Below are 24,814 nucleotides of genomic sequence, written 5' to 3' on the forward strand. Positions count from 1 at the left end.
CGTGCCGATCGTGCCGGCGGACGGCCGGTCCAGCCCCGCGACCAGGTTGAGCAGGGTGGATTTGCCGCAGCCCGAGGCCCCCAGGAGGGTGACGAACTCGCCGGGCGCGACATCGAGCGTGATGTCGTCCAGGACGAGCTGCCGGCCGGCGGGGCCGGGGAAGGACTTCGAGACATGCTCGATCCGGGCGGCATACGTCGCCGCCGTGGCGTCCTCGGCGACCTTGTCGGTCGTGGCCGTCAAAGTGGCCATGGTCGTCACCTCCTGGGAAACGTCGGGTGCGGGGGTATGGGCGGGGGAGCTACTCGACGCCGAGACCGGCGTCGTCGACCTCGTCCCTGCCCTCGGCCTTGAGGACCTTGTTGAGCGGCGCGAGGTCGTAGATGCCCTTGAGGTCGGGCTTTTCCAACAGACCGGCCTGGACCGCGTGGTCCGCCTCGGTGCCGAGGGTCGCGGCCAGTGGGTCGTCAAGGAAGGCGATCGACTTCCAGGCCGGGTCGATGACCTCGGCGGGCAGGGCCTTGCCGGAGAGCTGCTCCAGGGCCTTGTTCGCGGAGGCCTTGGCCTTGTCCGGGTTGGCGTTGATCCAGGCGTTGGTCTTCACCGAACCGCGCAGCACGGCCTCGACGACATCCGGGTGTTCCTTCAGGAAGTCCTGCCGCACGATGATGTTCGTGATCACGAACTTCTTGTCGGGCCACAGGTCGGCCTCGTCGAGGAGCACCTTGGCGCCCTCCGAGACCAGCTTGGACGCGGTCGGCTCCGGCACCCACGCGCCGTCGATCGAGCCGGACTTGTAGGCGTCGGGCGTGATCTTGTTGTCCGTGCGGACGACGGACACGTCGCCCTTGCCGCTCTCCGCGTCGACCTTCCAGCCCTGTTCGGAGATCCAGTTGAGCAGCGCCACGTCCTGGGTGTTGCCGAGCTGCGGGGTGGCGATCTTCTTGCCCTTGACGTCCTTCAGGGACTTGATCTTCTCCGGGTTGACGACGAGCTTCACGCCGCCCGAGGCCGAACCGGAGATGATCCGCAGGTTCTTGCCGTCCGCCTTGGTGTAACCGTTGATGGCGGGGGAGGGACCGATCCAGCCGATGTCGGTGGACTGGGAGTTCAGCGCCTCGATCTCCGACGGCCCCGCGTTGAACGTCGACGCCTTGATCGTGGTACCGCCGAGCTCCTTCTGGAGCAGGCCCTCCTGGACGCCCACCAGAGCGGTGGCGTGCGTGAGGTTGGGGAAGTAGCCGATCTTCACCTCGTCGGCGGAGAGCTTCTTGGCGTCCGCCGCGACCTCGGCCTGCTTGCCGTCGTCGGTGGACTCGGCGCCGTAGCCGCAGGCGGTCAGCAGCAGAGGGAGCGCCGCTGTGACGGCGAGGATGCGCAGGGCGGAGAGAGGTCTTGCGGCAGACACGGAGGTGTCCTCTCAGGAATGAGTGATCTGGAACGTACGGGGCGAGGCGCGCGGCCTCTGGATGCGCACCGGCACAGCACTCGCCCGCCGGCCCGGGAGGGGACGGCAGGGGTACTGCGTGTTCGGCGGCGCGGGCGGCTGCTGCGGCGGTCTCAGACGGGCCGACAGATGGCGCTGGACGTACGCCCGAAGTCGATGTGACGACGCGAGGTCAGAAGAGGCAGCAACAGGCCTGTGTGATGACGCGTCCGCATGGTGACCCCACCCCCACAGATTCCTAGTTTTCCTACCTGGTTGATGGGGATCGTGGCAGAAGGCGGCGTCCAGCCCAAGGGGATGTTCAGATAATGGACGATGCCATCTCTCTATGTGGGAACGGCGAGCTCAGAGCGCACAGCAGGGCACGTGCGACCGCGTCGTTCTGGCGGAACGCGGGCGCGTCGGTGCGGGGGCGGGCGAACGCGGCGACGGCCCGGCTGTTGGTCGGGGCGCCGAGCGCGATACGGCGCGGATGCGTGCCGCCCACGGACGGGTCGAGGACATGGCCGTCCGTGGGGGAGACGGCGAGCAGTCCGGAGCGGTGGGTGTGGGTGGCGTCGGCGATGACCTCCTCGGTGAGGGCGCCGGCCCGGTGCAGGTCGCGCAGGAGGGGGTCCTCGGTGCGGCTGAGGGAGGCGCCGGGCAGATACGCCTCGATCAGCGCGGACGCGTGGACGGTGTGGCCGGGGACGGTGGGGCTGGTCGCGGTGAAGGTGCCGGTGGTCTCGTCGGTGCCGATCAGGATGTCGGCGCCGAGGAACCGGACGATCCCGGCCCGGGACAGGGCCAGCAGCTGGCGCAGCCGGAAGCCGGGCGGCCCGGAGGCCAGGAAGCTGAAGAAACCCTGCCACCAGCCGTCGAGCTGCTCGGCGACGGACCGTGCGGTCAGCCGTCCCGCCGCGACCAGCCGGGGCAGTTGCCCGTAGAGGGAGAGCAGGGCGAGGAACGCCCCGAGATCGGCGCTGAACTCCGGGTCCTCGCGGCGGGTGACGTCCCGGGCGATGTGATCGCGCAGGTGCTCCTGGAAGGCGCCCGGGGTGGGGAAGGCGAGGCCGTCCAGGGGGTGGTCCAGAGCCTCGAAGTCCAACCGGTCCGCCGGGTCCGGTACGGCCTTGGCGACGAGGGCCGTCATCTCCTCGCCGTACCATTCCAGTCGGTCGTACGCGGCGACGAAGTCCGCCCAGGGGAGCGCGGTGCGCCCGGGGTGGGCGTGGAAGAGCTCGTGGTAGTGGCCGAAGCCGATCTCCTTGGCCATCAGCGGCCACACATCGCGCCGCAGATCCAGCGGGCGGCCCTCGGCGAGCAGCCCGTCGACCGCGTCGGGGCCGAAGTACCGGGGCAGCGGGGGCCGGGGGCCCTGGAGCTGGTAGCGGGTCTTTGAGTGGTACGGCACCCCACGCCGTGATCCGACGTGCAGGACGGGCTCACGGCCGGACGGCAGGTAGGTGAGGGTGCCGTCGGGCTCGGTGCGGTAGGTGCCGCCCCGGCCCTCGGTGAGCAGGGACATCAGGTCGATGAAGGCGAGCCCGAAGCCGCGCAGGATGACGTGTTCGCCGGGGCGCAGCGCGGACAGGTCGGCGTCGGCGGAGAACTCCGGCGGGAGGTGGAAGCGGCCGTGACGGCGGGCGAAGGCGGCGTGGTCGCGGTGCTCGGCGGAGGGGAGGGAGCCGATGTGTCCCTGGGCGAGGACCACCAGGTCGGCGGTGAGCGGCGTGGCGCGGTCGGCCAGGTGGACCTGCTGGGGGCCGTCGGCGGGACCGGTGACGGCGGTCGCGGTGGTGCGGTGCCACTCGACGGTGACGGCGGGCGGCAGCTCGGCCAGCGCCCGGCGGAACACCCAGTCCAGGTAGGCGCTCTGGGCACGGCGTGTGGGGAAGTCGCTCCCGGCCAGCGAGCGCAGCTCGGCCAGCACGTCCGGGTCGGCCGGTTCGGCGTAGGGCGTGTGGCGCGGGACCCGGCCGGAGAACTGGGCCGCCCACTCGGCGAGCGACGGCCCCGGCCGTACCGGACCCTCGATGGTGGACGACTCGTCGGTGAACATCGTGACGTCCTCGGCCATCGAGTTCATCCGCAGCAGTCCGGACTGCGCGTCCCGCCAGACCCGCCCCGGCCCGGGCGGATGCGGGTCCACCAGATGGATCCGCAACTCCCGCCGCCGGTCCCACAGTTCGGGCGCGTTGGCGGCGATCCGCTCCAGCAGTCCCGTGGCACGCGGCCCCGCGCCGACGACGACCAGGGCGGCCGCGGAAGTGCCGCCGCTCACCGGTCGCCGCCGATCACCGGGCGGGCGTCGGCCGCCGTCGCCGCGCTCAGCCGGAGGCGCACAGCGGTCAGGTGGCCGCGCAGCCGCTGGAGCGGAGTGGGCGGCAGGGCACGGGAGTTGCCGCGGGCGTAGTACCGCTCGACGTAGAACTGGCCGGCGCTCAGCACCGTGGTCACCGCGATGTACCACAGCGTGGCGACCATCAGCAGCGGGATCACCTGGTACGTCTGGTTGTAGATCAGCTGCACCGAATACAGCAGGTCGTGCACGGCCAGCACGCTGACGATGCTGGTGCCCTTGAGGGTGCCGATCAGCATGTTCCCGGCGGTCGGCACGATGGAGCGCATCGCCTGCGGGACGACGATCCGGCGCAGGGCACGGCGTCTGCTCAGACCGAGTGCCTGGGCGGCCTCGGTCTGCCCGGCCTCCACGGAGAGGATGCCGCCGCGGACGACCTCGGCGGCGTAGGCCGTCTCGTGCAGGGTCAGGCCGATGACGGCGGTGAGGGTCGGGCCGAGCAGGTTGACCGTCTTGACGGTGAGGAACTCCGGGCCGAACGGGATGCCCAGGCCCAGCGTCGGGTACAGGGCGCCGATGTTGAACCAGAACAGCAGCTGCACCAGCAGCGGCGTGGACCGGAAGACCCACACATAGCCCCAACTCAGCGTGCGCAGCACTGGGTTGGCGGAGAGTCGCATGACCGCGAGCGCGGTACCGAGCAGAAAGCCCAGCACCATCACGACCGCGGTCAGCCACAGCGAGAGCAGTAGTCCGTCGAGCACGGCGGCGGTGGTGAAGTACCGGCCCACCACGCCCCATTGGAACGCCTCGTTGCGGACCACGGAGTTGAGCACCATCGCGAAGAGCAGCAGGGCGACGGCGGCGGTCAGCCACCGTCCGGCGTGCCGGCGCGGCACGATCCGGGGGAGGTCGGGGGCAGGGGCGTCAGGTGCCCGCGGGGTCTTCGCGGCAGGCGTGGACGTGACATCGGGCGGCGTGACCATGGGGAGGCTCTCCGGGGAGGGAATCGCAGGCGTGGGTGTGCCCGGGGCGGCGCGGTGCGGCCGGGCTTCGGTGTCGTCACGCTGCCGCGTCCCTCAACGCGGCCGGAGAGGCTGCCGCGCGTCGCGGAGCCGATCCGCCTTCGATCGTATGTGCCCCTGCCGTGCGGGTGTCAACAGCCCATGAGGAAGGACCGTTCGAGCCGGTCCGGCATCCGGGCGTCGCTTGACGAGGGCCACGATGTGCTGCTCAATTAATCGCATGAACGCCCAGCAGCGCTTGGTCACGCGCGATCACATCGACTTCGGTCGGGTGTGGTCCGCGGCGTGTCGCGTCTGACTCGGCAGCGGGCCGTCTGACCGGCCCTTCCCTCCCTCGGTGACCCCGTCGCGGGCCGAGTTCTCCCTTCGCGCGCTGCCGCAACCCCCTCCTCGGTTTCACCGACGCCTGTCGTCGTCACGCCTTTGACCGACCCGTCAGCGGTTATCTGACGGTTCCTCACTCGTGCCTGTGCGCCGGGCAGTTGTGCTTCGCCCTGCCCGCGCGCTCCCGCATTCCCGAAAGGTCTTCCCATGCCCGTGGAGTTCCTCGGCATCGCCGCCACCAACGACGGCTCCGAAACCACGCCGCGCTCCGGCGCCGCGTTCGACAAGGAGTACACGCTCCGGCTCGCCCGGGCGCACGAGGACCACGGCTGGGACCGGGTGCTGTTCGCCTACGGCTCCGGATCGCCGGACCCGGCGCCGGCCGCCGCCTACATCGCGAGCCGGCTGGACCACCTCCAGATCCTCCTCGCCCACCGGCCCAACGTGTCCTACCCCACCTTCGCCGCCAAGACCTTCGCCACCCTCGACCAGATCAGCGAGGGCCGGCTGACCGTGCACTTCATCACCGGCGGCAACGACCACGAGCAGGGCCGTGAGGGCGACACCCTCACCAAGGACGAGCGCTACGCCCGCACCCGCGAGTACATCCGCATCGTCAAGAAGATCTGGACCACCCACGAGCCCTTCGACCACGAGGGTGACCACTACCGCTTCCACGACTTCGTCAGCGACGTCTTCCCGGTCCAACAGCCCCGCCCGGGCGTGTCGTTCGGCGGCTCGTCGGCCGCCGCGTACGCCGCCGGAGGCGCCGAGGCCGACATCTACTGCCTGTGGGGCGAGCCCCTGGCGAAGACCGCCGAGCAGATCGAGGAAGTGAAGGCCGCCGCGAAGGCCGCAGGCCGCACCGACGTGCCGCGCATCCAGGTCGCCTTCCGCCCGATCATCGCCCCGACCGAGGAACTGGCCTGGGAGAAGGCCCACCGCACGGTCGGCGCCATCCGGGAACGCCGCGAGACGGGCCTCGTACGGCACCACCGCAGCGGCGCACCCGAGAACGCCGGCTCGCAGCGGCTGATCGCCATCGCCGAGGCGGGCGAGCGCTACGACCGTGCCTTGTGGACCCCGACCGCCGCCGCGACCGGTGGCGCGGGCAACTCCAACGCCCTGGTCGGCACCCCGGAGACGGTCGCCCAGGCGCTGCTCGACTACTACGACCTCGGCGTCGACATCCTCTCCGCGCGCGGCTACGACCTGCTGGGCGACGCCATCGACTTCGGCCGCCACGTGATCCCGATCGTCCGCGAGGAGGTCGCCAAGCGCGACGCCGAGCGGGCGGCGCGCGGGACGCAGACCCTCGCGGCGGTGAACGGATGACCTCCGCACCGGAGTTGACGGCCATTCAGGTTGCCGTCTCCGATCCTCGGGTCGAGCCCCTGCTGCGCGAACTCGGCCACGAGTACTCCACCCGCTACGGCAAGGACGCGCACGCCGAGATCTCCCGCTACCCGGACGAGGAGTTCACCGAACCGCACGGCGGGCTGCTCCTGTTGCTGCTGGAGCGCGGGGAGGCGGTCGCGGGCGGTGCCTTCCGTCGGTACGACGCGACCACGGCCGAGCTGAAGCGGATCTGGACGCACTCCGCGCACCGCAGACGCGGCCTTGCCCGGCGCGTCATCGCCGAGTTGGAGCGGGCGGCGAGCGCGGGCGGCTACCGGCGGATCTACCTGACCACCGGGCCGCGCCAGCCCGAGGCCCGCGGCCTGTATCTGGCTACCGGCTACACACCGCTGTTCGACACGGAGGCCGACCCGGAAACCATCGGCCCGCTGCCGTTCGAGAAGCACCTCGCAGTCCGGGAACGCACGGGAAAGGCCCCCGACCAGTGAACCTCCGCACGATCAGAACCCGCCTGCGCGGCGCCGCCGCCCTCGCCCTGCTGCCCCTGCTCGCGCTGACCGCCTGCGGCTCCGGCGACACCGGCGGCGCGGTGCCCGTGGGCGCCCAGGGCTCTCCCGCGCCGACCGACGACCCGGTCGCCGCCGTACGCGAGGTGGACTCCGTCGCCGCCCTGCTGCCCGCCGACGTACGCAAGGCGGGCACGCTGCGGGTGGGCAGTTCGATCGGGTTCCCGCCCGGGGCGTACTACCCGAACGGTACGGACAAGGCCCCCGCCGGCCAGGACATCGACCTCGCCGACGCGGTGGCCAAGGTGCTCGGCGTGAAGCTGGAGCGCCAGGACGCCTCCTTCGAGACGATCCTGCCCGCCCTCGGCAGCGGCAAGTACGACTTCGGCACCGGCAACTTCGGCGTCACCAGCGAACGCCTGAAGACCATCGACTTCGTCACCTACATCAACGACGGCCAGGGTTTCGCCGTGAAGCAGGGCAACACCGCGCTCAAGTCGAAGATCACCGACCTCACCCAGCTGTGCGGGCTGACCATCGGCACCGGCGCCGGAACCACCTTCGAGGCGACCCTCACCGCGCAGAAGGGCGTGTGCGCCAAGGCGGGCCGGAAACCGTACGACGTGAAGGTCTACTCGGAGAACGCGGCGACGCTCACCGCGCTTCAGCAGGGCCGTATCGACGTGATCATGTCGACGATCAACGGCCTGCGCTACCAGGCGTCCCAGCCCGCGTCGCAGACCACGTTCCTGGGCGAGTTCCACCGCCTCGACGTCGGCTTCGCCTTCAAGAAGGGCTCCCCGCTCACCAAGGCCTTCCAGGCCGCCGTCAACGAGCTGATCAAGGACGGCGCCTACGCCCGGATCCTCACCAAGTGGGGCACCGCCGCCTCCGCGATCGACACGTCGCGGATCAACCCGGCCGAGCACAGGTGACCCATGAGCAGCCACACCATCACAGAACCGGCCACGCAACAGGTCGAGGACTCCGCTGACCTGAAGATCGTCGCCACCCGCCACTACGCCCGCTGGGCCGCGGGCATCGCCGTGATCGTGCTCGTCGCCCAGTTCACGCACGGCCTGGCCACCAACCCCGTCTGGGAGTGGAACGTCTTCTGGGACTACGTCTTCTCCGAGACGATCGTCCAGGCGGTGTGGGTGACCCTCCAGCTCACCGCCTACGCCACCGTCCTCGGTTTCCTCCTCGGCACCGTGCTCGCCTTCATGCGGCTGTCCCGCAGCCCGGTGCTCTCGACCGTCGCCTGGGCCTATGTCTGGATCTTCCGGTCGATCCCGATGATCGTCCAGCTGGTCTTCTGGTTCAACCTCAGCGCGCTGTACAAGGAGTTGGGCGTCGGCGTCCCCTTCGGCCCGGTGTTCTTCTCCATTGACAGCAACACGCTCATCGGCACCATCGGCGCCGCCGTCATCGGACTGACGCTGCATCAGGCCGCCTACGCCGCCGAGATCGTGCGCGGCGGCGTCCTCTCCGTCGACCACGGGCAGCTGGAGGCGGCGGCGACGCTGGGCATCCCCCGGCTGCGGCAGATCCGGCGGATCGTGCTGCCGCAGGCCATGCGCGCCATCCTGCCCACGGCCGGCAACGAGATCATCGGTCTGCTGAAGGGCACTTCGGTGGTCTATGTGATGTCCATCGGCGAGCTCTTCTACCAGGTCCAGGTGATCTACGGCCGCAACGGCCGGGTGATCCCGCTGCTGCTGGTCGCCACCGCCTGGTACGTCGTCCTCACCTCCCTCCTCTCGGTCGCCCAGTACTACGTGGAGCGCCGCTACGCCCGGGGCGCCGACCGCACCCCGCCGCCCACCCCGCTCCAGCGCGTCCGGCGCCGGTTCGCGACGAAGGAGATCTCATGAGTGCCGTCATGGTGGACGTCCACGGCGTCCACAAGAGCTTCGGCCCGCTGGAAGTGCTGCGCGGCGTCGACCTTCGGGTCCGCGCCGGCGAGGTCACCGTGATCCTCGGCCCCTCCGGCTCCGGCAAGTCCACGCTGCTGCGCACCATCAACCACCTGGAGAAGGTGAGCCGCGGCTGGGTCAGCATCGACGGCGAACTCATCGGCTACCGCCGCTCCGGGAACAAGCTCCACGAGCTGAAGGAGAAGGACGTTCTCAAACAGCGGACGAACATCGGGTTCGTCTTCCAGAACTTCCACCTCTTCCCGCATCTGACCGTGCTGGAGAACCTCGTCGAGGCCCCCGTCTCCGCGCTGCGCCGCCCGCGCAAGGAGGCGGAGGACACCGCCCGCCGGCTCCTCGACCGGGTCGGCCTCGCCGACAAGTCGGACGCCTACCCGCGCCGGCTGTCCGGCGGCCAGCAGCAGCGTGTCGCCATCGCCCGCGCGCTCGCCCTGGAACCGAAGGTGCTGCTCTTCGACGAGCCGACCTCGGCCCTCGACCCGGAACTCGTCGGCGAAGTCCTCGACGTCATCAAGGACCTGGCCGGCACCGGCACCACCATGATCGTCGTCACCCACGAGATCGGCTTCGCCCGCGAGGTCGCGGACACCGTGGTGTTCATGGACGGCGGCGTGGTCGTGGAACAGGGCCCGCCCACGGCCGTCCTGGACCACCCACGCCAGGAACGGACCCGCGCCTTCCTCTCCAAGGTCCTCTGACCCACCCTCAGCCACCGTCACCCCGGTCCGCCACGCAAGGAGAACGACCGTGTCCACCAGCCTCGCCCGTCGCCGTACCACCGCAGCCGTCCTGGGACTCGCCTGCGCCCTCGTCCTCTCCGCCTGCGCCAATCCCACCGACGGCGGCACCACCGAGGTCGCGGCCACGTCGGGCACCAAGACGAAGATCAACCTCAGTCCCGACCAGGACCGCGTCACCACCGACAAGGTCGACTCCATAGCCGCCGAGGTCCCGGAGGCGATCCGCAAGAGAGGCACGCTGGAGATCGTCGGCTCGTCCGGCTCCGCCGCGCCGCTCACCTTCTACGCCACCGACAACAAGACCGTCATCGGCGTCGAACCCGACCTCGCCCACCTGGTCGCCGACGTCCTCGGGCTCAAGGCGGACATCAACACGGTGTCCTGGGAGAACATCTTCGTCGGCCTCGACAGCGCCAAGTACGACGTCGGCTTCAGCAACATCACCGTCACCGAGGAGCGCAAGGAGAAGTACGACTTCGCCACCTACCGCGAGGACAACCTGGGCTTCGAGGCCAGGAAGGGCAGCGGCCTGAAGGTCACCGGCCCCGCGGACGTGGCGGGCAGGACGGTCGCCGTGGGCAGCGGAACCAACCAGGAGAAGCTGCTCATCGAGTGGAGCAGGGAGAACGAGAAGGCCGGCCGCAAGCCGGTGGACATCAAGTACTACCAGAACGACAGCGACACCTACCTCGCGCTCCAGTCCGGCCGGATCGACCTCTACCTCGGCCCCAACCCGACGGCCGCCTACCACGCGGCCGCCACCGGGAAGACGGAGGTCGTCGGCACCTACTCCGGCGCCGGTGCCACCCTCCAGGGCCTCATCGCCGCCACCACCAAGAAGGACAGCGGTCTGGTCAAGCCGCTCGCCGACGCCCTCGACCACGTCATCGAGAACGGGACGTACGCGAAGGTCCTGGGGCGCTGGGGCCTGTCCGACGAGGCCGTGACCAAGTCCGGGATCAACCCGCCCGGCCTGCCCCGGACCGACAAGTAGCCGACCCGTCCGACAGGACACGGGGTCATGCCCCGCCAACTCCGCCTCCCGGTCTCCTGAAAGGTCCACCCATGGCCACCGTCCTCTCCGTCTCCGGCAGCCCCTCCGCCGCCTCCCGCACCGCCCGTCTGCTGCGCCATCTGGACGACCGGCTCGCCGCCCAGGGCCACGACGTGATCCCGCTCGACGTCCGCACCCTCCCGCCCGAGGCGCTGCTGCACGCCGACTTCCGGCATCCGGCGATCATCGAGGCCACCGCCCTGGTCGAGCGCGCGGACGGCATCGTCATCGGCACCCCCGTCTACAAGGCCGCCTACTCCGGTCTGCTGAAGTCGTTGCTCGACCTGCTCCCGCAGTACGCGCTCGCGGGCAAGACCGTCCTGCCGCTGGCCACCGGCGGCACCACCGCCCATGTCCTGGCGATCGACTACGCCCTGCGCCCGGTCCTGAACTCCATGGGTCCCGCCCACATCACCCCGGGCTGGTTCACCCTCGACAAGGACATCACCGTGGGCGACGACGGCACATTGAGCGTCGCACCCGGCAGCGCCGAGGCGCTGGCCCAGGTCACCGACCAGTTCTCCCTCGCCCTCGGCGGCCGTCCGGCCCTGCTGGCGGCCGCCGGATGACCGAGAAGACCGTGATCGCCGGCCCGGCTGTCCGTACGGAGACACTCGCCGAGGACGCGCCGCTGATCCAGCGGTTCGGGGAACCGGTCGGCGCCCCACTCCCCGGGCCCGCACCGCCACGGGCGCGACGCCCGCACCCGCCCACGCGTCGCCTGGCCACCACCCCTCAACCAAACCCTTCGCGCCGCCCCTGCTGATGGCACGACCCGGCCCGCTGGAAGGTCCAGCACACCGGCCGCCACGTGTTCAACGGCGCCCGCACCGGCACGCACTGCTGTGACGCACCACCTCGATCGGAGACCCCCATGGCCCTCACCTTCCACTGGTTCCTGCCCACCAACGGCGACAGTCGCCACGTCGTCGGCGGTGGCCACGGCACCCCGGCCACGGCGTCGGGCCGCGACCGGCCGCCGACGGTCGCCTACCTCAGCCAGATCGCCCGCGCCGCAGAGGACCTGGGCTTCGTCGGCGCGCTCACCCCGACCGGCGCCTGGTGCGAGGACGCCTGGCTGACCACCGCGATGGTCAGCCGGCACACCGAGCGCCTGAAGTTCCTGGTCGCCTTCCGGCCCGGCTCCGTCTCACCCACCCTCGCCGCGCAGATGGCGTCCACCTTCCAACGGCAGAGTGGCGGACGGTTGTTGCTCAACGTGGTCACGGGCGGCGAGAGCCACGAGCAGCGGGCCTACGGCGACTTCCTCGACAAGGACGGCCGTTACCGCCGGACCGGTGAATTCCTCCAGATCGTCCGGGGGTTGTGGGAGGGCAGGACCGTCGATCTGGTCGGCGAGCACCTCCAGGTCGAGGACGCCAAGCTGGCCCGGGTGCCCGACCCGGTCCCCGGGGTGTACTTCGGCGGCTCCTCGCCGATCGCCGGGGAGATCGCCGCCCGGCATGCCGACGTCTACCTCACCTGGGGCGAGCCGCCGGCGGCCGTCGCCGAGAAGATCGCCTGGATCCGGGGGCTGGCCGAGAAGGAGGGCCGCAGCATCCGCTTCGGCATCCGTCTGCACGTCATCACCCGGGACACGAGCGAGCAGGCGTGGGCGGAGGCGCGGCGGTTGCTGGCCGGCTTCGACACGGAGACCGTACGGGCCGTCCAGGCCGGGCTCGCCCGCAGCGAGTCCGAGGGGCAGCAGCGGATGCTCGCCCTGCACGGCGGCAGCAGCGACGAGCTGGAGATCCACCCGAACCTCTGGGCCGGCATCGGGCTGGTGCGGGGCGGCGCGGGCACGGCGTTGGTCGGCAGTCATGACGAGGTGGCGGATCGGATCGCCGAGTACCACCGGCTGGGCATCGACGAGTTCGTGCTCTCGGGGTACCCGCACTTGGAGGAGGCGTACTGGTTCGGCGAGGGCGTGTTGCCGCGGCTGGAGGCCCGAGGGCTGTGGACACATCCCTTCCCGGGTGCGCCGGCCGCAGCGGCCGCGGCACAGATCCCGCTCGTCGACGCCGGGAGCCGGTGACGTCCGGAGCGCCGGAGACGGCGGACCGCCCTCGTGAACTGGCCGGTCGGGGGCGGGAATCGGCCACGCCGCCGCGCATTCCCTAGATTTCCTATCGAATTACTAGGGAAGTGTTGACCCTCGTCGGTGGAGCGAGTGAGGATGACGCCATGACGATCGCTCCCACGGCCCCGGCCGCTCCGTTCGGCGACCCCGAGCGGGGCGCGGCTGTGCCGTCCGCGGACGCGACTCCATGGGAGGCGGGACCGGACGACTGGCGGCACATCGCGCGTGAGCTGGCCGACGACCTGGCAACGGACGCGGTCGAGCGCGAGCAGGCCGGCAAGCCCCCGCTCGACGAGGTCGCCCGGCTGCGGGAATCGGGGCTGCTGACCCTGCTCGTACCGGCCGAGCGCGGCGGCGGGGGAGCGGACTGGCGCACGGCCTACGCCGTCGTCCGGACCGTCGCGGCCGCCGACGGGGCGGTCGGTCATCTGCTGGGCAGCCACTACTTCCTGTCCTACTGCGCCCGGTTCTTCGGCGGACCCGACCGCGCCGCACGCGTCGAGCGGGCCTCCGCGGCGGGACAGTGGTACTGGGGCGGCGGCATCGCCTCGCAGGAACCGCCGCTCATGCTGACCCCCACGGCCAACGGCTATCTGCTGGACGGCCATCAGCGCCACGGCTCCGGCGTCGGCGTCGCCGACCGCCTCCTGGTCCGCGCCGCCGTGCCCGGCACCGGCGAGCCCCTCGCCGTCCTCGTCGACCCCGCCCACCCGGGCCTGGTCAACGGCAGTGCCGGCGACACCTTCGGCCGACGACTTGCGGCCGCCGGGGGCGTGGCCTTCGACGCCGTACCGGTCGCGCACGACGACGTGCTCGGCTCCCTCTCCGCCGACGACGGCGCCCTGTCACCCTTCGCCGGCCTCGCCGCGCCGACCGCACGGCTGGTCTCCGCCCAGTTCTGTCTCGGCGTCGCCGAGGGCCTGCTCGGCGAAGTCCGCGAGCACGGACGGACGGTGAAGTCGTCGTGGGAGCCGTTCCCCCCGCAGCCGTGGCAGGGGCCCGCGCCGCAGGATCCGTACGTGCTGACGGCCTACGGCGAACTCGCCGTCTCCGCGCATGCCGCGTCCGCCCTCGCCGACCAGGCGGTGGCGGCCCTGACCCGGGGCCTGGCCCGGGGCGAGGACCTCGACGACGAGGAGTGTGCGCGGATCGCCGTCCTCGCGAGCGCGGCCGAGGCCGCCGCCGCCCGGGCCGCGCAGGACATCACCACCCGCGCCCTGGACGCCGTGGGCGCACCCGCCGCCTTCGCCCGGCACGGCCTGGACCGCTTCTGGCGCGACACCCGCACCCACACCCTGCGCGAACCGGTCGCCCACCGGTTGCGCGAGGTCGGGGACTACTTCCTCAACGGCGCGCACCCTCCCTTCAGCCTGCCCGCCTGACCGGGGGGACCGGCCGGTGGGGACGGGCGCGGCGGTGATGGATAATCTCAGCATGCGGATCTCGGCGAGGGCGGATTATGCGGTGCGGGCGGCATTGGAGCTGGCCGCGGCAGGAGAGGACACCTCACTCAAGGCCGAAGCGATCGCCGAGGCGCAGGGCATCCCGCACAAGTTCCTCGAGGGCATCCTCGGCGACCTGCGTCGCGGTGGCCTCGTGGTCAGCCAGCGCGGCGGCAAGGGCGGCTACCGGCTGGCCCGGCCCGCCGACTCGATCCCCATCGCGGACGTGATCCGGGTGGCGGACGGCCCCCTCGTCTCGGTGCGCGGCGTACGCCCGCCGGACCTCTCCTACATCGGCCCCGCGGAATCCCTGCTGCCGCTGTGGATCGCCGTACGCGCCAACGTCCGCAAGATCCTCGGCGAGGTCACCCTGGCGCACGTGGCCGCGGCCAAACTCCCCGACGAAGTGCTGAGCCTCGCGGACGACCCCGAGGCGTGGACGAATCCCTGACCGGCGTCTCGCTGCTCGGCGGCCCCCTTGACGTGGCTCGGATGTGGCCCGACACTCCACTCAGGGAATCCTAGTGAATTGGTAGGGAACCATGGGCCGCACCGCGCTGGACCTCGGTAGTGACGCGGTCCGCGTCGCCGCCCGGCCGCTGCCCCTACTGACGTCCCGCCGCCACATCGATCTCGTGCGTGTGTGCAGCGCGGCGAGTTCCCCGCACGGTGAGGGCGGCACGCCCGTCCGCGTCTGAACTCACCCTCACCCTCACGCTCAGCTGCCGCATCCCGGCCGCGCCGAAGCCGCCGCGCGCCCAAGCCGTCGTGTGCCCATGACCGAGCACCCCCAGGGAGACGCATGTCCGCCCCAGCCCCGACCGCCGTGCCGTCCTTCCGCAGCAGGATCGGCTGCGACGCGCGCAGCGGCTACTACGCCGCACCCCGCCGCTACCGCCTCCACCTCTCGCTCTCGTGCCCGCACTGTCTGCGGATCGCCGTCACGCACAGCCTCCTCGGCCTCCACGACACCGTCCCGGTGACGCTCCTGCCCGCGGTTCCCGACGCCGAGGACGGCGGGCATCTTCAGCTGCGCCCGCTGTACGAGGCCAGTTCGCACCAGCACCCCGGCCCGGCCGTCGCACCGGTGCTCAGCGACGCCTGGACCGGAACGATCGTCAGCACCCACGCCCCCGACATCCTGCGGGACCTGGCCCGCAGGTTCGGCGGCCGTGGCCCGGACCTCTTCCCCCGTGGCGCCGAGGATGCCATGGACGTCATCACCCGCCTCTGCGAGCAGGACATCTCCGGGGCGGCGCAGCGCGCCGGAGAGCCGCACGGCGACGCGACCGCACGCGACGCCGCGCTGGCCACACTCCTGCACGCACTGGACGAACTGGACCGACGGCTCGCCACCCAGGAGTACGTGCTCGGCACCCGACTGACCCACGCCGACGTCGAGTTGTGGGTCACGCTGGTCCAGCTGGACACCGTGCACCGCCATCACCTCTGCGCCGCCGCCGTGCACCGCGTCACCGGCCACCCGCACCTGTGGGCCTACGCGCGCAGGCTGGCCGCCCACCCCGCCTTCGGTTCCCACCTGGACCTGGACGCCATCGCCCGCAGGCACCACGCCCACTGCCGTGGCCAGGAGGCCGCCGGCGCCGCGGTGCCGATCGTCGACTGGACGACGTGATCCCCGGAATCCTCAGCCGGCCGGCTTCTCCCACACCGACACGTGCTTGCGGCTCTCGCCGGTGAACGGCTCGCGCGTCCAGCTCTCCCACCGGTCGCGCAGCCGGAGGCCGGCCAGCCGGGCCATCAGGTCCAGCTCGGCCGGCCACACGTACCGGAACGGGATCGACGAGTGCTGAGCGCGGCCGTCGACGATGGTGACGTAGTGGGAACTCATCGCCTGGGTGGCGGGGTCGTAGGTGTCGAACGCCCAGTGTGTGTCGCTGATGTGGAACGGTACGGCGCCCTGCCCGGGCGGCAGCCGACGCAGCTCGGGCACCCCCACCTCGACCACGAAGCAGCCGCCGGGCCGCAGATGGGCGGCGGCGTTGCGGAAGCAGTCGACCTGGGCGTCCTGGGTCGTCAGGTTGTTGATCGTGTTGAAGACGAGGTAGGCCAACGCGAACTCGCCCGTCACCCGGGTCGTCGCGAAGTCCCCGATCGTCACGCCGACGGCAGCGCCGCCGGGCTTGGCGCGCAGCCGTTTCACCATCGCGCGGGACAGGTCGATGCCGTGCACCGGCACGCCCCGGCCGGCCAGCGGCAGCGCGATCCGGCCGGTGCCGACGCCGAATTCGAGCGCCGCGCCGTCGCCGGCGAGCCCGGCCAGCAGGTCGACCGCGGGGTCCACCGCGTCGGGGCGGGACATGTCCGCCGTGTCGTCGTCGTAGTCGGCCGCGATGTTCTCGCCGAAGTAGCCGTCATCCGTGGAGCCGTCGTCATCGGTCACGCCGGGACCGTACTCCCGGCCGGCCTGCCCAGGCATCCCGATTTCCGCGCGCGGGACCGGAATCGGGTGCTGGCACCACCGTGACCGGGGGGCTGGGACGACTGTGCTCGCCGTCTTCGCGCCCTAGTTTCGTGACCGACGGAAGAGAGGCGAGGAGACGTGATGAGCGCACTAAGCAGGAGGAACGTGTTACGCGGCGGCGTGGTCGCCACGACGGCGGGGGTCGTGGCGCCCGGCGTGGCCGGCGCGGCCGACGGGGCGATCTGCTCTCCGGCGCCCGGGCCGGCCATGGTCGGACGCGGCGAGCCGCGGTACCGGTCGCTGGCCTCCCGGGGCTACAACCGCCGGTTCGTGGGCAGCCCGGAGCACGTGTGGGTGGTCGGCACGACGGCGCATGTCGTACGGGCCGTGCAGCAGGCGGTCGACAGCGGGCGGCGGATCACGGTCCGCAGCGGGGGCCATGGCTTCGAGAACTTCGTCGCCGACCCGGCCGTCGAGGTGGTCGTCGACCTGTCCGCCATGACGGCCGTCTCGTACGACCCGGCCCGCCGCGCCTTCGCCGTCGAGGCCGGCGCGCTGCTGGGCGAGGTGTACCGCAGGCTGTATCTCGGCTGGGGGGTGACGATCCCGGCCGGCTGGTGTGCCGACGTCGGGATCGGCGGCCATGTCCTCGGCGGCGGCTACGGCCCGCTGTCCCGGCTGTTGGGCCTGTCCGTGGACCATCTGTATGCGGTCGAGGTGGTCGTCGTGGACCGCGGTGGCAGGGCGCGCAGTGTGGTGGCCACACGCGAACCCGCAGATCCACACCGGGACTTGTGGTGGGCGCACACCGGAGGCGGAGGCGGCAGCTTCGGCATCGTCACCCGCTACTGGTTCCGGACACCCGGCGCCCACGGCGGTGACCCCTGCGGCCTGTTGCCCGCACCGCCCTCCGGTGTGCTGAGCTTCTCCGTCTCCTGGGACTGGCAGAAGCTGGACAGGACGTCCTTCGGCCGGCTGGTCCGCAACCACGGCGCCTGGGCCGAGCAGCACAGCGCCCCCGACTCGCCGTACCTCGCCCTCTACAGCGAACTCGCCCTGACCCGCCGCCCGTCGGGGACGGTCTTGATGATCGGGCAGGTGGCGGCGGACTCCGGTGCCGAGCGGATGCTGGACGAGCACATCGCGGCGATCAACCGGGGCGTCCCGGTCCAGCCGGTCCGCACGGTGCGCAACCAGTCATGGCTGGCCGCGGCCCTGGCCGGCTCACCCGGCGACCCCGGACCCGTCTACCGGCTGAAGGTCAAGTCCGGATACCTGCGCCGCCGTTTCTCCGACCGGCAGATCGACGCCCTGCACCACCACCTCACCCGGTCCGACTACGACCACCCCGGCGGCAGCGTGAGCCTCTACACCCACGGCGGCAAGGTCAACACCGTGGCACCGGACGCGACCGCGACCCCCCACCGCGACGCGAGCATCAAGATGTTCTACGCCAACGGATGGGAGGACCCCCGCGACGACGCCCGGCACATCGGCTGGCTGCGTGAGCTCTACGAGGACCTGTACACCGAGACCGGCGGGGCCCCGGCGGCGGCCGACGGCGCGTTCGTCAACTACCCGGACACCGACCTGGCCGACCCGGAACGGAACACGGGCGCTCCTTGGCAGACCCTGTACTTCGGCGACAACTACCGCCGGCTCCAGCGCGTCAAGGCGAAGTGGGACCCCCGTGACATCTTCCGCCACGCCCTGTCGGTCAGGCCGGGTTCACCTCCACCGGCAGCTTCTTGATGCCGTCGACGAAGTGGGACCGCACGCGCGGCACGTCGCCGGCCAGCTGGGGCAGACGGGACCCGGGAGTACGGCACCTGGGCGGACTGGCTCGGCGTCCCACGCCACACCTTCGCGGCCATGTTCGGCGCTGTCATCGCCCAGGGCCGCCACTACCGCGAGGTCTTCCTTCGCCGTGGAAGAGATGCTCTACGTCGGTGACCGAGTCGACAACGACCTGCGGCCAGCTGTTGCCGCGGGGATGCACACCGCGCTCGTCCACCGGGGCCCGTGGGCCACGATCCAGTGGCACACCGAGGAAAGCCGAGAAGCTCCCGACCTTCAGGGTCGAGAGCCTGCGCGAACTGCCGGGGCTGGTCCGCGACTTCAACGGCTGAGCGCGCTGACCGTCGTCGACCAGCCGTACACCCGGTCGTCCAGCTCGCGCACACACCGCTCGTGCTGGTGCGGCCCCCGGGTCGAGCATGTCGAGGACACGCCCGCCCACCCGGGGATGAACGCGGTGTGCGCGAGGACCGCGGCCCCGAGCAGAGGATCGTCGGCTTCGCCCCACTCGAAGCCGCCGGCCTCATCCTCCTCGTCGAGCGCTTACGCGGCCGCCTCGGCGACATGCTGGACCTCTGGGACGAGGTCCTCCCCGACTGAGCAATCCCGCCCGCATGGCGTGGCCGGACGCGTCGCCCTCCCCCGAAGGCGGCGCGCCCGGCCACATCCCCCGGCGCCGGACTGTGGACTGCATCGTCCGTGCGCGTCAGCGGACCAGTGCCGTCACCAGCACATGACCGCTGTCTCCCCCGAACCCCAGTTGGCATAGAGACGCACTCGGACGAAATAGCGGCGGCCCTTCACGAGGCGGGCCCGGACGGTGGCGTTGTGCGGGGTGCCGCCGTCGTCCTGGGCCGTGACGTAGCGGGGTTCGCCGTCCCGTTCCTCGAAGACCACGGCGACGGTGTCGCTGTCGCCGAAGGTGCCCAGCGTGTACGTGCGGGTCTGAGGCGGTTCGACGACGAAGTCGGCCTGCTCTGCCGGGCCGAGCCGCAGCGCTACCGAGCGGAACGGCACCAGCTCGCGCGGGCCCGGCGTCTCGGCCGGCGGATACCAGCGGCGGACGAACTCCTTGTCGGCCTTGGACAGCGTGCCCGGCGGGTTCAGGCCCGCGCGGAACTGCTCCGGCTCCAGGATCAGCCCGGCCGAGAAGGGATACTCCATGATCGAGTGCGGGTCCCAGACGGAACCGTTGACCTCGTCCGGGTCGAGCTTGCGCAGGATGTTGAAGAACGTCGTGTCCCGGCTCCAGTAGTTCGGCGGGCCGGCCAGATCGGTGTACACGGCCTCGTCGTCCCAGTGGATGCCGGCGAACGGGCTCTGGTGCTCGTGCAGCATGCCGAGCGCGTGCCCGATCTCGTGCAGCGCCGTGCCGCGCTCCCCGGGCACGGTCAGGTCCCAGCCGAAGTTCATGGTGCGTTCGCCCAGACCGACCCCGAGCGCGTCCTTGCCGATGTGCGACCAGGAGCCGTCGCCGAGCTGGAACCCGATGCGCAGCTCGGCCTCCGACCGGTCGCCCACCTCCACGAACGACAGCCCGATGCCGAGGTCCTGCCACTCCTGGAAGCACTCGCGCACGACGTCCCGCTGCTCCTTTCCGCCGACCCACGAGACATGCCCGCTCCGGCCGGTCCCCGGGTCGGGGATCACGGACCCGTCGCCGTCCCGGTCGAAGAAGTAGTAGTGCAGGACCGTGCCGTTGACCCACATCCGGCTTCCGCCGATGAGCGCACGCAGCCGCCCGGCGGCCAGTCCCGGTGCGAACGCGGGGACCGACTGCTGCGCGAGGGAGCAGTACCGTGCGGTCATGCGAACAGGGTGCCGTCGACCCGCCCCGGGCGCCTGAGTCGAGGGCTACTCAAGTGCCCCTGTATCAAGGGTGAGTCACCGCGCTCCTACTCCCGTGACGACTTTCGAACGGGACGCGAAGACCCTGGACACGCCCTGGCCCTTCACCGGCCGGGCGGACGAACTCGACCTGGTCCGCGGATCCTTGACGGCCGGCCGGAACGGCATCGTGATCACGGGCGCGGCGGGCTGCGGCAAGACCCGGCTCGTCACCGAGGCCGTCCGCGGCGGCGACTGCGCCAGAGTGGTCGGCACCCCGGAGACCCGTGGCATCCGCTTCGCCGCGTTCGCGCACCTCGTGCCCGAGTCGGCCTCCCTGCACGGCGCCTTCCAGCATCTGTGCGGCGTACGGCTGCTCCTGGTCGACGACGCGCATCTGCTCGACGACGCCTCCGCCGCCCTCGTCCACCAGCTGGCCGTGCACGGACGCACCCGTCTCCTGGTCGTCACCACCGACGGCGCCCCGGTCCCGGGCGCGATCTCCCGGCTGTGGACCGGAGACCTCCTGCCCCGCCTCACCCTGGAGCCGCTGCCCCGCGAGGAGACCGGCCTGCTGCTGGCCGGCGCAGCGGGCGGCGACGCCTTCGAGCCGCTCACCCTGAACCGGCTGCACCGCCTGTGCCGCGGAGACCTGCGGCTGCTGCGCGACCTGGTGGCCGGGGCGCGCGAGCACGGGCTGCTCAACCGCCTCCCGGACTCGGACGAATGGGCGTGGCGCGGGCCCGTGCCGGTCACCACGGCCGTACGCGAGCGCACCGCACACGTCCTCGACCGCGACTGCCCCGAGGAGCGCGAGACCCTCGAACGTCTCGCCTTCGCCGAGCCGTTGCCCCTGCACCTGGACGAACTGCCCCTTCGCGTCCTGGAACACCTGGAGGCCGACTCCCTGGTCCACGTCGACGACGAGGGTGCTGTCCGCCTCGCCCACCCCCTGCACGGCCCGGTGCTGCGCGCCGCGGCCGGCCGGCTCCGGGCGAGGCGGCTCTCCCTCCGCCGGCCTCCGGCCGGGGCGACCCCCCTCCCGCTTCCCGCGCCGGACCGGTGCGGACCCGCCCTCGACGCCGAGCGGGCCGCGCTGACCCGCCGCATCGAGCGGGCGGACGTACGGGCGATGCCGACGCCCGTGGGGGAGTGGCTGGTCGCGGAGGGCGCGCCGGTGCCGACCGGATACGCGGCCGTGCGCGCCCGGTTCGCGCGGCTGCGCGGGGAGCTGCGGGAGGCGGCCGCATGGGCGCGGGAGGGGTTGCGGGAGCGCGGGGACGACCCGTCCTGCCGGCTCGAACTCGCCCTCGCCGCAGCGCAGTCCGGCGACACGCCGACCGCGCACACGATCCTGGGTGGCCGCTCCCACGGGGGTGGGGCGGTCACCCGGCCGGCAACGGCCCGCGGCGCCGCCGACAGGGACGACGAGGCCCTCACCGACGACGCGTACGACGCCGTCCGCCTCGGTGCCCCCGAGCGTGCCGCGGGCCGTCTGACCGGTGTCTTCGCCGCCCACGCCGACGCGCTCGACCGCGCCGACGGCCCCGCGCTGGACCGGGTGGCCGGGGAACTGGCGGAGCGCGGCTTCCTGCTGTTCGCGGCCGAGGCACACGCCCAGGCCGTACGGGCCCACCGCGACCCGAGGGCCGCGCGCACCTCACGCACGCGTGCCGTCACCCTGGCCCGCCGCTGCCAGGGCGCCCGCACCCCCGCGCTCTCCGGTCTCGTCCTCGGCGAACTGACCGCCCGACAACGGCAGATCGTCGACCTGGCGGCCGCGGGCCTGAGCAACCGGCAGATCGCCGAGAAGCTCACCCTGTCCGTCCGCACCGTCGGCAACCACCTGTACAGCGCCTACGCCCGCCTCGGCGCGAGCGACCGTGGCGCCCTGCCGTGGCTGGTGGCACTGCCGGACACACAGCCGGCGTAAGGGAGTCGATCCCCCTTCCGAACGTCTCAGGCCGCACCGAACGCCGAGAACGCCCACCCCGTCGCCCGGTGCAGCGCGTCGCCCGGCAGCGCCGCCCGCGCGTCGCGCAGTGCCTCCGCCAGGGAGAGCCCTTCGCTCAGCCCTTTGTGCAGGGCGAGCATCAGCGGCACCACCGCGGCGTCGTTGACCGGCGCGGTGCACGCCACCACTCCCGCCGTGCCCAGCGGCAGCAGGGCGGTGACCAGGCCGAGCAGTTCGTCGGCGCCGACGGAGGCGAACCGGGCGGTGTCGCAGCACGACAGGATGATCCGGTACGGGCTGCGGTCCAGGCGCTCGAAGTCGTGCACGACGATCGGCCCGTCCGCCATCCGCAGCGACGAGAACAAGGGGCTGTCCGCCCGGAACGTGCCATGGGCGGCGATATGGGCCAGTGCGGCGCCGTCCAGCTCCTCCAGGACACGCGGCACGCGCGCGTCGGCGTGCTCCAGGACGACGGCACCGCCGTACCGCCCGGCCAGATGCGGCACCTCCGCACCGCCCGTCGCCAGACCCGGCCCCCGCACCAGCACCTGGCGGCCGCCAGTCGGCGCCTCGGTCTCCCGGGCGCGCAGCCAACTGCTCGCCGACGGCGACACGCTGAGCACCCGCTGACGCAGCGACGGCAGCAACGCCCACGGCACCCGGTGCAGCCGGGCCGGCGGCACGATGACCACGGGACCGTCGCCCAGCTGCGCCGCGGCCGGACCGAGCAGCAGCTTCTCCAAGCACCGCCCCGCGGCCTCCACCACCGCGAGCCGCCCCTCCGCACCCGGGTGGGCCAGCCGCCGCAACCCGGCCTGGACATGCTCGGCCTCGGTCTCCGCGTCAGCCAGCAGCCCGGCCTCGTACCGACGCACCCGCCCCTGACCGCACAGCAGCACCTGCACCCGCCCGTCCAGCACGGCGAGTTCGACCAGACGTACGTCGTCCGCGCCCAGCCGCTCCAGGAGCCGGCCCGGGTCGAAGCGGTAGCCGTCGCCGGGAGTGTCGCCGCGCAGGTGCAGGGTCCGGGAGCGGATCTCCCGTTCCAGGCGCCGCTGTTCGCGCTCCAGCGCCGGAACCGGACGGTCCTCGCTGCGGGCCTCCTCGGCGCGCGCCGCGATCTCCCGGAACGCCGTCAGATCGCTCTGGAGCGCAGGGTCGGCCGGCGGCCGGGTCGGCGGCGTCGACAGCGCGGTGGCCCGCCAGCGCTCGCTCCACACCAGCAGCCGGCGCGGACTGCCGGAGTCGAGGCTGGCCTGCTGCGCCAGCGCGGCGAGCTCGGCGCCCTGCGCGGTCGCGCGGGCCCTCAGCTCCGAGGCGCCCAGCGTCATCCGGTGCGCGTCGAGCACGTCCAGGCCACGCCGACAGGCCTCCACGACACCACGCCCCGACCCGGCCGCCCGGGCCCTGAGCGCCTGCGCCGCCCAGCCCGTCATCCGCGCCAGCGGCGGCCCGCTGTGTCTGCTGCGGGCGGCGTCACGCAGATGCCGCTCGGCGTCGGCCCGCCAGCCCAGGTCGAGCGCCATCCGGCCCGCGAGCAGCGAGGCCTCCGGCGCGGCCGGCGCGCCGAAGGAGGCCAGCCGCTCCGCGACCGCCGCCGTATCGGCCACCAGCCGCCCCGAACTGCGCCCGGCCGCCACCCGCGCCTCGATCAGCACCAGCCGGGCATGCGTCTCCCACCAGTTGCGCCGCTGCCCCGCGAACAGCCGTACGGCCATGTCGGCACGTGCGATGGCGGTGTGCGCGTCACCCGCCAGCCGGGCGGCACGCGCGGCGGCCAGCAGCAGCTCGGCCTTGCGGGTGGACTGGCCGCCGATGCCGTCGAGCACCCCGATCGCCGCGTCCGCCTCGGCCAGCGCCTCCGGGGCCAGCCCCGCGGCCATCAGCACCTCGCAACGGCGGATGTTCAGCATGAACGTCGGAGTGCCGAGCTTGGCGTACCGCTCCTCCGCCTCGTCGAGCAGCCGCAGCGCGGCCGGGATGTCGCCCGACCGGAACGCCGCGAGCCCCCGGCTCTCCACCGCGTCGGCCTTGTCGTGCTCCTGGCCCGTGGTGTCCCACAGCGCCTCGGCCGCGGTGAAGTCGGCGTCCGCCCGGTCCACCGCACCGAGCGCCAGATGCACGGTCGCGCGCAGCGTCAGCGCCCGCGCCGTCCAGATGACGTCGTCCATCTGCCGCAGCACGGGTATCGCCCGGCGCACGTCCTCCAGGGCCTCCCGGTGCTGACCGAGCACCCAGCGGGCGTAGGCCCGGCGGAACAACACGCGCGCGCGGGTGTGCCCGCTGCCCCGCTCGACCCCGCGCTCCAGCGCGGCCAGCCCCTGCTGCGTGCGCCCCGCGTGCACCAGCGCGACGCCGAGCGCGGCCAGGACATCCGCCTCCCGGTCGGCCGACTCCGCGCGTGCCGCGAGATCCCGGGCACGCCGCAGGTGGTACAGGGCGATGCGCATGTCGCCCCAGTCCCGCTGCCAGATGCCGATCACCTGGTGGGCGACGGAGGCGTGCAACGGCGACGGATCGGCGTCGAGCACCCCTTCCGCCCTCGCCAGCGCGTCGTTCGGGGCGGCGAACACCATCGGCAGCAGTTCGAGAACCGAGTCGCTTCCCGCTGTCACT

At 72.3% G+C, this 24,814-nt stretch carries 22 protein-coding genes and 1 pseudogene; 16 read left to right on the forward strand and 7 right to left on the reverse strand.

What is annotated here, in order from left to right:
* The 4 genes from KUM44_RS45365 to KUM44_RS13605 all read right to left on the reverse strand — a co-directional run.
* Nucleotides 1–252 (reverse strand): ATP-binding cassette domain-containing protein (locus tag KUM44_RS45365; RefSeq protein WP_254389426.1); only part of this gene is annotated, 252 nt, incomplete at its 3' end.
* 49 nt (nt 253–301) lie between these two features.
* Complete coding sequence (locus KUM44_RS13595) at nt 302–1,408, reverse strand: aliphatic sulfonate ABC transporter substrate-binding protein (protein WP_217208077.1); 1,107 nt, start codon at nt 1,406–1,408, stop codon at nt 302–304.
* 340 nt (nt 1,409–1,748) lie between these two features.
* A complete protein-coding gene (locus KUM44_RS13600; protein ID WP_217208078.1) occupies nt 1,749–3,710 on the reverse strand; it encodes an FAD/NAD(P)-binding domain-containing protein in 1,962 nt (653 codons plus the stop codon).
* Complete coding sequence (locus KUM44_RS13605; RefSeq protein ID WP_217208079.1) at nt 3,707–4,714, reverse strand: amino acid ABC transporter permease; 1,008 nt, start codon at nt 4,712–4,714, stop codon at nt 3,707–3,709. Before KUM44_RS13605 ends, KUM44_RS13600 begins: the two co-directional genes overlap by 4 nt.
* 570 nt (nt 4,715–5,284) lie before the next feature.
* Between KUM44_RS13605 and KUM44_RS13610 the strand changes: the two genes are divergently transcribed.
* The 12 genes from KUM44_RS13610 (at nt 5,285) to KUM44_RS13665 (ending at nt 15,831) form a co-directional block, all read left to right on the forward strand.
* On the forward strand, nt 5,285–6,412 hold the full coding sequence (locus tag KUM44_RS13610) for an LLM class flavin-dependent oxidoreductase (protein ID WP_217208080.1): 1,128 nt from the start codon (nt 5,285–5,287) through the stop codon (nt 6,410–6,412).
* Nucleotides 6,409–6,924, forward strand: coding sequence for a GNAT family N-acetyltransferase (locus tag KUM44_RS13615; protein ID WP_217208081.1), 516 nt, complete (start codon nt 6,409–6,411; stop codon nt 6,922–6,924). Before KUM44_RS13610 ends, KUM44_RS13615 begins: the two co-directional genes overlap by 4 nt.
* Nucleotides 6,921–7,877, forward strand: coding sequence for an ABC transporter substrate-binding protein (locus KUM44_RS13620; protein WP_217208082.1), 957 nt, complete (start codon nt 6,921–6,923; stop codon nt 7,875–7,877). The genes KUM44_RS13615 and KUM44_RS13620 overlap by 4 nt, the downstream gene beginning before the upstream one ends.
* A 3-nt stretch (nt 7,878–7,880) precedes the next feature.
* On the forward strand, nt 7,881–8,816 hold the full coding sequence (locus KUM44_RS13625; protein WP_217208083.1) for an amino acid ABC transporter permease: 936 nt from the start codon (nt 7,881–7,883) through the stop codon (nt 8,814–8,816).
* Complete coding sequence (locus tag KUM44_RS13630; protein WP_302185994.1) at nt 8,813–9,577, forward strand: amino acid ABC transporter ATP-binding protein; 765 nt, start codon at nt 8,813–8,815, stop codon at nt 9,575–9,577. The genes KUM44_RS13625 and KUM44_RS13630 overlap by 4 nt, the downstream gene beginning before the upstream one ends.
* Nucleotides 9,578–9,626: 49 nt before the next feature.
* Nucleotides 9,627–10,613, forward strand: a complete 987-nt coding sequence (locus KUM44_RS13635; RefSeq protein ID WP_217208084.1) for an ABC transporter substrate-binding protein — start codon at nt 9,627–9,629, stop codon at nt 10,611–10,613.
* A 71-nt stretch (nt 10,614–10,684) separates the two neighbouring features.
* Nucleotides 10,685–11,242, forward strand: a complete 558-nt coding sequence (gene ssuE / locus KUM44_RS13640) for an NADPH-dependent FMN reductase (RefSeq protein ID WP_217208085.1) — start codon at nt 10,685–10,687, stop codon at nt 11,240–11,242.
* Nucleotides 11,243–11,547: 305 nt separating this feature from the next.
* The gene (locus tag KUM44_RS13645) at nt 11,548–12,708 is read left to right on the forward strand and encodes an LLM class flavin-dependent oxidoreductase (RefSeq protein WP_217208086.1); all 1,161 of its coding nucleotides are present in this window, start codon (nt 11,548–11,550) and stop codon (nt 12,706–12,708) included.
* A 149-nt stretch (nt 12,709–12,857) separates the two neighbouring features.
* On the forward strand, nt 12,858–14,135 hold the full coding sequence (locus KUM44_RS13650) for an acyl-CoA dehydrogenase family protein (RefSeq protein ID WP_217208087.1): 1,278 nt from the start codon (nt 12,858–12,860) through the stop codon (nt 14,133–14,135).
* 52 nt (nt 14,136–14,187) lie between these two features.
* Complete coding sequence (locus KUM44_RS13655) at nt 14,188–14,646, forward strand: Rrf2 family transcriptional regulator (RefSeq protein WP_217208088.1); 459 nt, start codon at nt 14,188–14,190, stop codon at nt 14,644–14,646.
* Between the two features lie 91 nt (nt 14,647–14,737).
* Complete coding sequence (locus KUM44_RS13660) at nt 14,738–14,893, forward strand: hypothetical protein (RefSeq protein WP_217208089.1); 156 nt, start codon at nt 14,738–14,740, stop codon at nt 14,891–14,893.
* A 104-nt stretch (nt 14,894–14,997) separates the two neighbouring features.
* The gene (locus KUM44_RS13665; protein WP_217208090.1) at nt 14,998–15,831 is read left to right on the forward strand and encodes a glutathione S-transferase C-terminal domain-containing protein; all 834 of its coding nucleotides are present in this window, start codon (nt 14,998–15,000) and stop codon (nt 15,829–15,831) included.
* 12 nt (nt 15,832–15,843) lie between these two features.
* Here KUM44_RS13665 and KUM44_RS13670 read toward each other — a convergent pair whose 3' ends face one another.
* On the reverse strand, nt 15,844–16,635 hold the full coding sequence (locus KUM44_RS13670) for a class I SAM-dependent methyltransferase (protein ID WP_217208091.1): 792 nt from the start codon (nt 16,633–16,635) through the stop codon (nt 15,844–15,846).
* A gap of 126 nt (nt 16,636–16,761) precedes the next feature.
* Here KUM44_RS13670 and KUM44_RS13675 point away from each other — a divergent pair, with 126 nt between their 5' ends.
* From KUM44_RS13675 to KUM44_RS13685, 3 genes and pseudogenes are all read left to right on the forward strand, one after another.
* Nucleotides 16,762–18,372: an FAD-binding oxidoreductase gene (locus KUM44_RS13675; RefSeq protein WP_217208092.1), complete on the forward strand. Its 1,611-nt coding sequence runs from the start codon at nt 16,762–16,764 to the stop codon at nt 18,370–18,372.
* Between the two features lie 54 nt (nt 18,373–18,426).
* A pseudogene (locus KUM44_RS13680) lies at nt 18,427–18,749 on the forward strand (HAD hydrolase-like protein); the annotation flags it as partial.
* A gap of 127 nt (nt 18,750–18,876) precedes the next feature.
* Complete coding sequence (locus KUM44_RS13685; protein ID WP_217208093.1) at nt 18,877–19,017, forward strand: hypothetical protein; 141 nt, start codon at nt 18,877–18,879, stop codon at nt 19,015–19,017.
* Nucleotides 19,018–19,140: 123 nt separating this feature from the next.
* On the opposite strand, the gene KUM44_RS13690 is transcribed toward KUM44_RS13685, so the two are convergent.
* The gene (locus KUM44_RS13690; RefSeq protein WP_217208094.1) at nt 19,141–20,226 is read right to left on the reverse strand and encodes a M12 family metallopeptidase; all 1,086 of its coding nucleotides are present in this window, start codon (nt 20,224–20,226) and stop codon (nt 19,141–19,143) included.
* 94 nt (nt 20,227–20,320) lie between these two features.
* Between KUM44_RS13690 and KUM44_RS13695 the strand changes: the two genes are divergently transcribed.
* Nucleotides 20,321–22,177 (forward strand): helix-turn-helix transcriptional regulator, encoded by a 1,857-nt coding sequence (locus tag KUM44_RS13695; RefSeq protein WP_217208095.1) that lies wholly within the window; start codon nt 20,321–20,323, stop codon nt 22,175–22,177.
* Between the two features lie 26 nt (nt 22,178–22,203).
* On the opposite strand, the gene KUM44_RS13700 is transcribed toward KUM44_RS13695, so the two are convergent.
* Entirely contained in the window at nt 22,204–24,774 is a 2,571-nt protein-coding gene (locus tag KUM44_RS13700; protein ID WP_217208155.1) for a CHAT domain-containing protein, read from the reverse strand.
* Between the last annotated feature and the right edge of the window lie 40 nt (nt 24,775–24,814).

Origin of the sequence: Streptomyces sp. AC550_RSS872, from assembly GCF_019049285.1 — a bacterium.
Lineage (GTDB): Bacteria > Actinomycetota > Actinomycetes > Streptomycetales > Streptomycetaceae > Streptomyces.

Excerpts from the sequence above, each read along its gene's own strand:
- KUM44_RS13605 (WP_217208079.1), bottom strand. The coding sequence starts at position 4,714 with ATGGTCACGCCGCCCGATGTCACGTCCACGCCTGCCGCGAAGACCCCG.
- KUM44_RS13610 (WP_217208080.1), top strand. The coding sequence starts at position 5,285 with ATGCCCGTGGAGTTCCTCGGCATCGCCGCCACCAACGACGGCTCCGAA.
- KUM44_RS13615 (WP_217208081.1), top strand. The coding sequence starts at position 6,409 with ATGACCTCCGCACCGGAGTTGACGGCCATTCAGGTTGCCGTCTCCGAT.
- KUM44_RS13625 (WP_217208083.1), top strand. The coding sequence starts at position 7,881 with ATGAGCAGCCACACCATCACAGAACCGGCCACGCAACAGGTCGAGGAC.
- KUM44_RS13630 (WP_302185994.1), top strand. The coding sequence starts at position 8,813 with ATGAGTGCCGTCATGGTGGACGTCCACGGCGTCCACAAGAGCTTCGGC.
- ssuE (WP_217208085.1), top strand. The coding sequence starts at position 10,685 with ATGGCCACCGTCCTCTCCGTCTCCGGCAGCCCCTCCGCCGCCTCCCGC.
- KUM44_RS13645 (WP_217208086.1), top strand. The coding sequence starts at position 11,548 with ATGGCCCTCACCTTCCACTGGTTCCTGCCCACCAACGGCGACAGTCGC.
- KUM44_RS13650 (WP_217208087.1), top strand. The coding sequence starts at position 12,858 with ATGACGATCGCTCCCACGGCCCCGGCCGCTCCGTTCGGCGACCCCGAG.
- KUM44_RS13655 (WP_217208088.1), top strand. The coding sequence starts at position 14,188 with ATGCGGATCTCGGCGAGGGCGGATTATGCGGTGCGGGCGGCATTGGAG.
- KUM44_RS13660 (WP_217208089.1), top strand. The coding sequence starts at position 14,738 with ATGGGCCGCACCGCGCTGGACCTCGGTAGTGACGCGGTCCGCGTCGCC.
- KUM44_RS13665 (WP_217208090.1), top strand. The coding sequence starts at position 14,998 with ATGTCCGCCCCAGCCCCGACCGCCGTGCCGTCCTTCCGCAGCAGGATC.
- KUM44_RS13670 (WP_217208091.1), bottom strand. The coding sequence starts at position 16,635 with ATGCCTGGGCAGGCCGGCCGGGAGTACGGTCCCGGCGTGACCGATGAC.
- KUM44_RS13675 (WP_217208092.1), top strand. The coding sequence starts at position 16,762 with ATGAGCGCACTAAGCAGGAGGAACGTGTTACGCGGCGGCGTGGTCGCC.
- KUM44_RS13690 (WP_217208094.1), bottom strand. The coding sequence starts at position 20,226 with ATGACCGCACGGTACTGCTCCCTCGCGCAGCAGTCGGTCCCCGCGTTC.
- KUM44_RS13700 (WP_217208155.1), bottom strand. The coding sequence starts at position 24,774 with ATGGTGTTCGCCGCCCCGAACGACGCGCTGGCGAGGGCGGAAGGGGTG.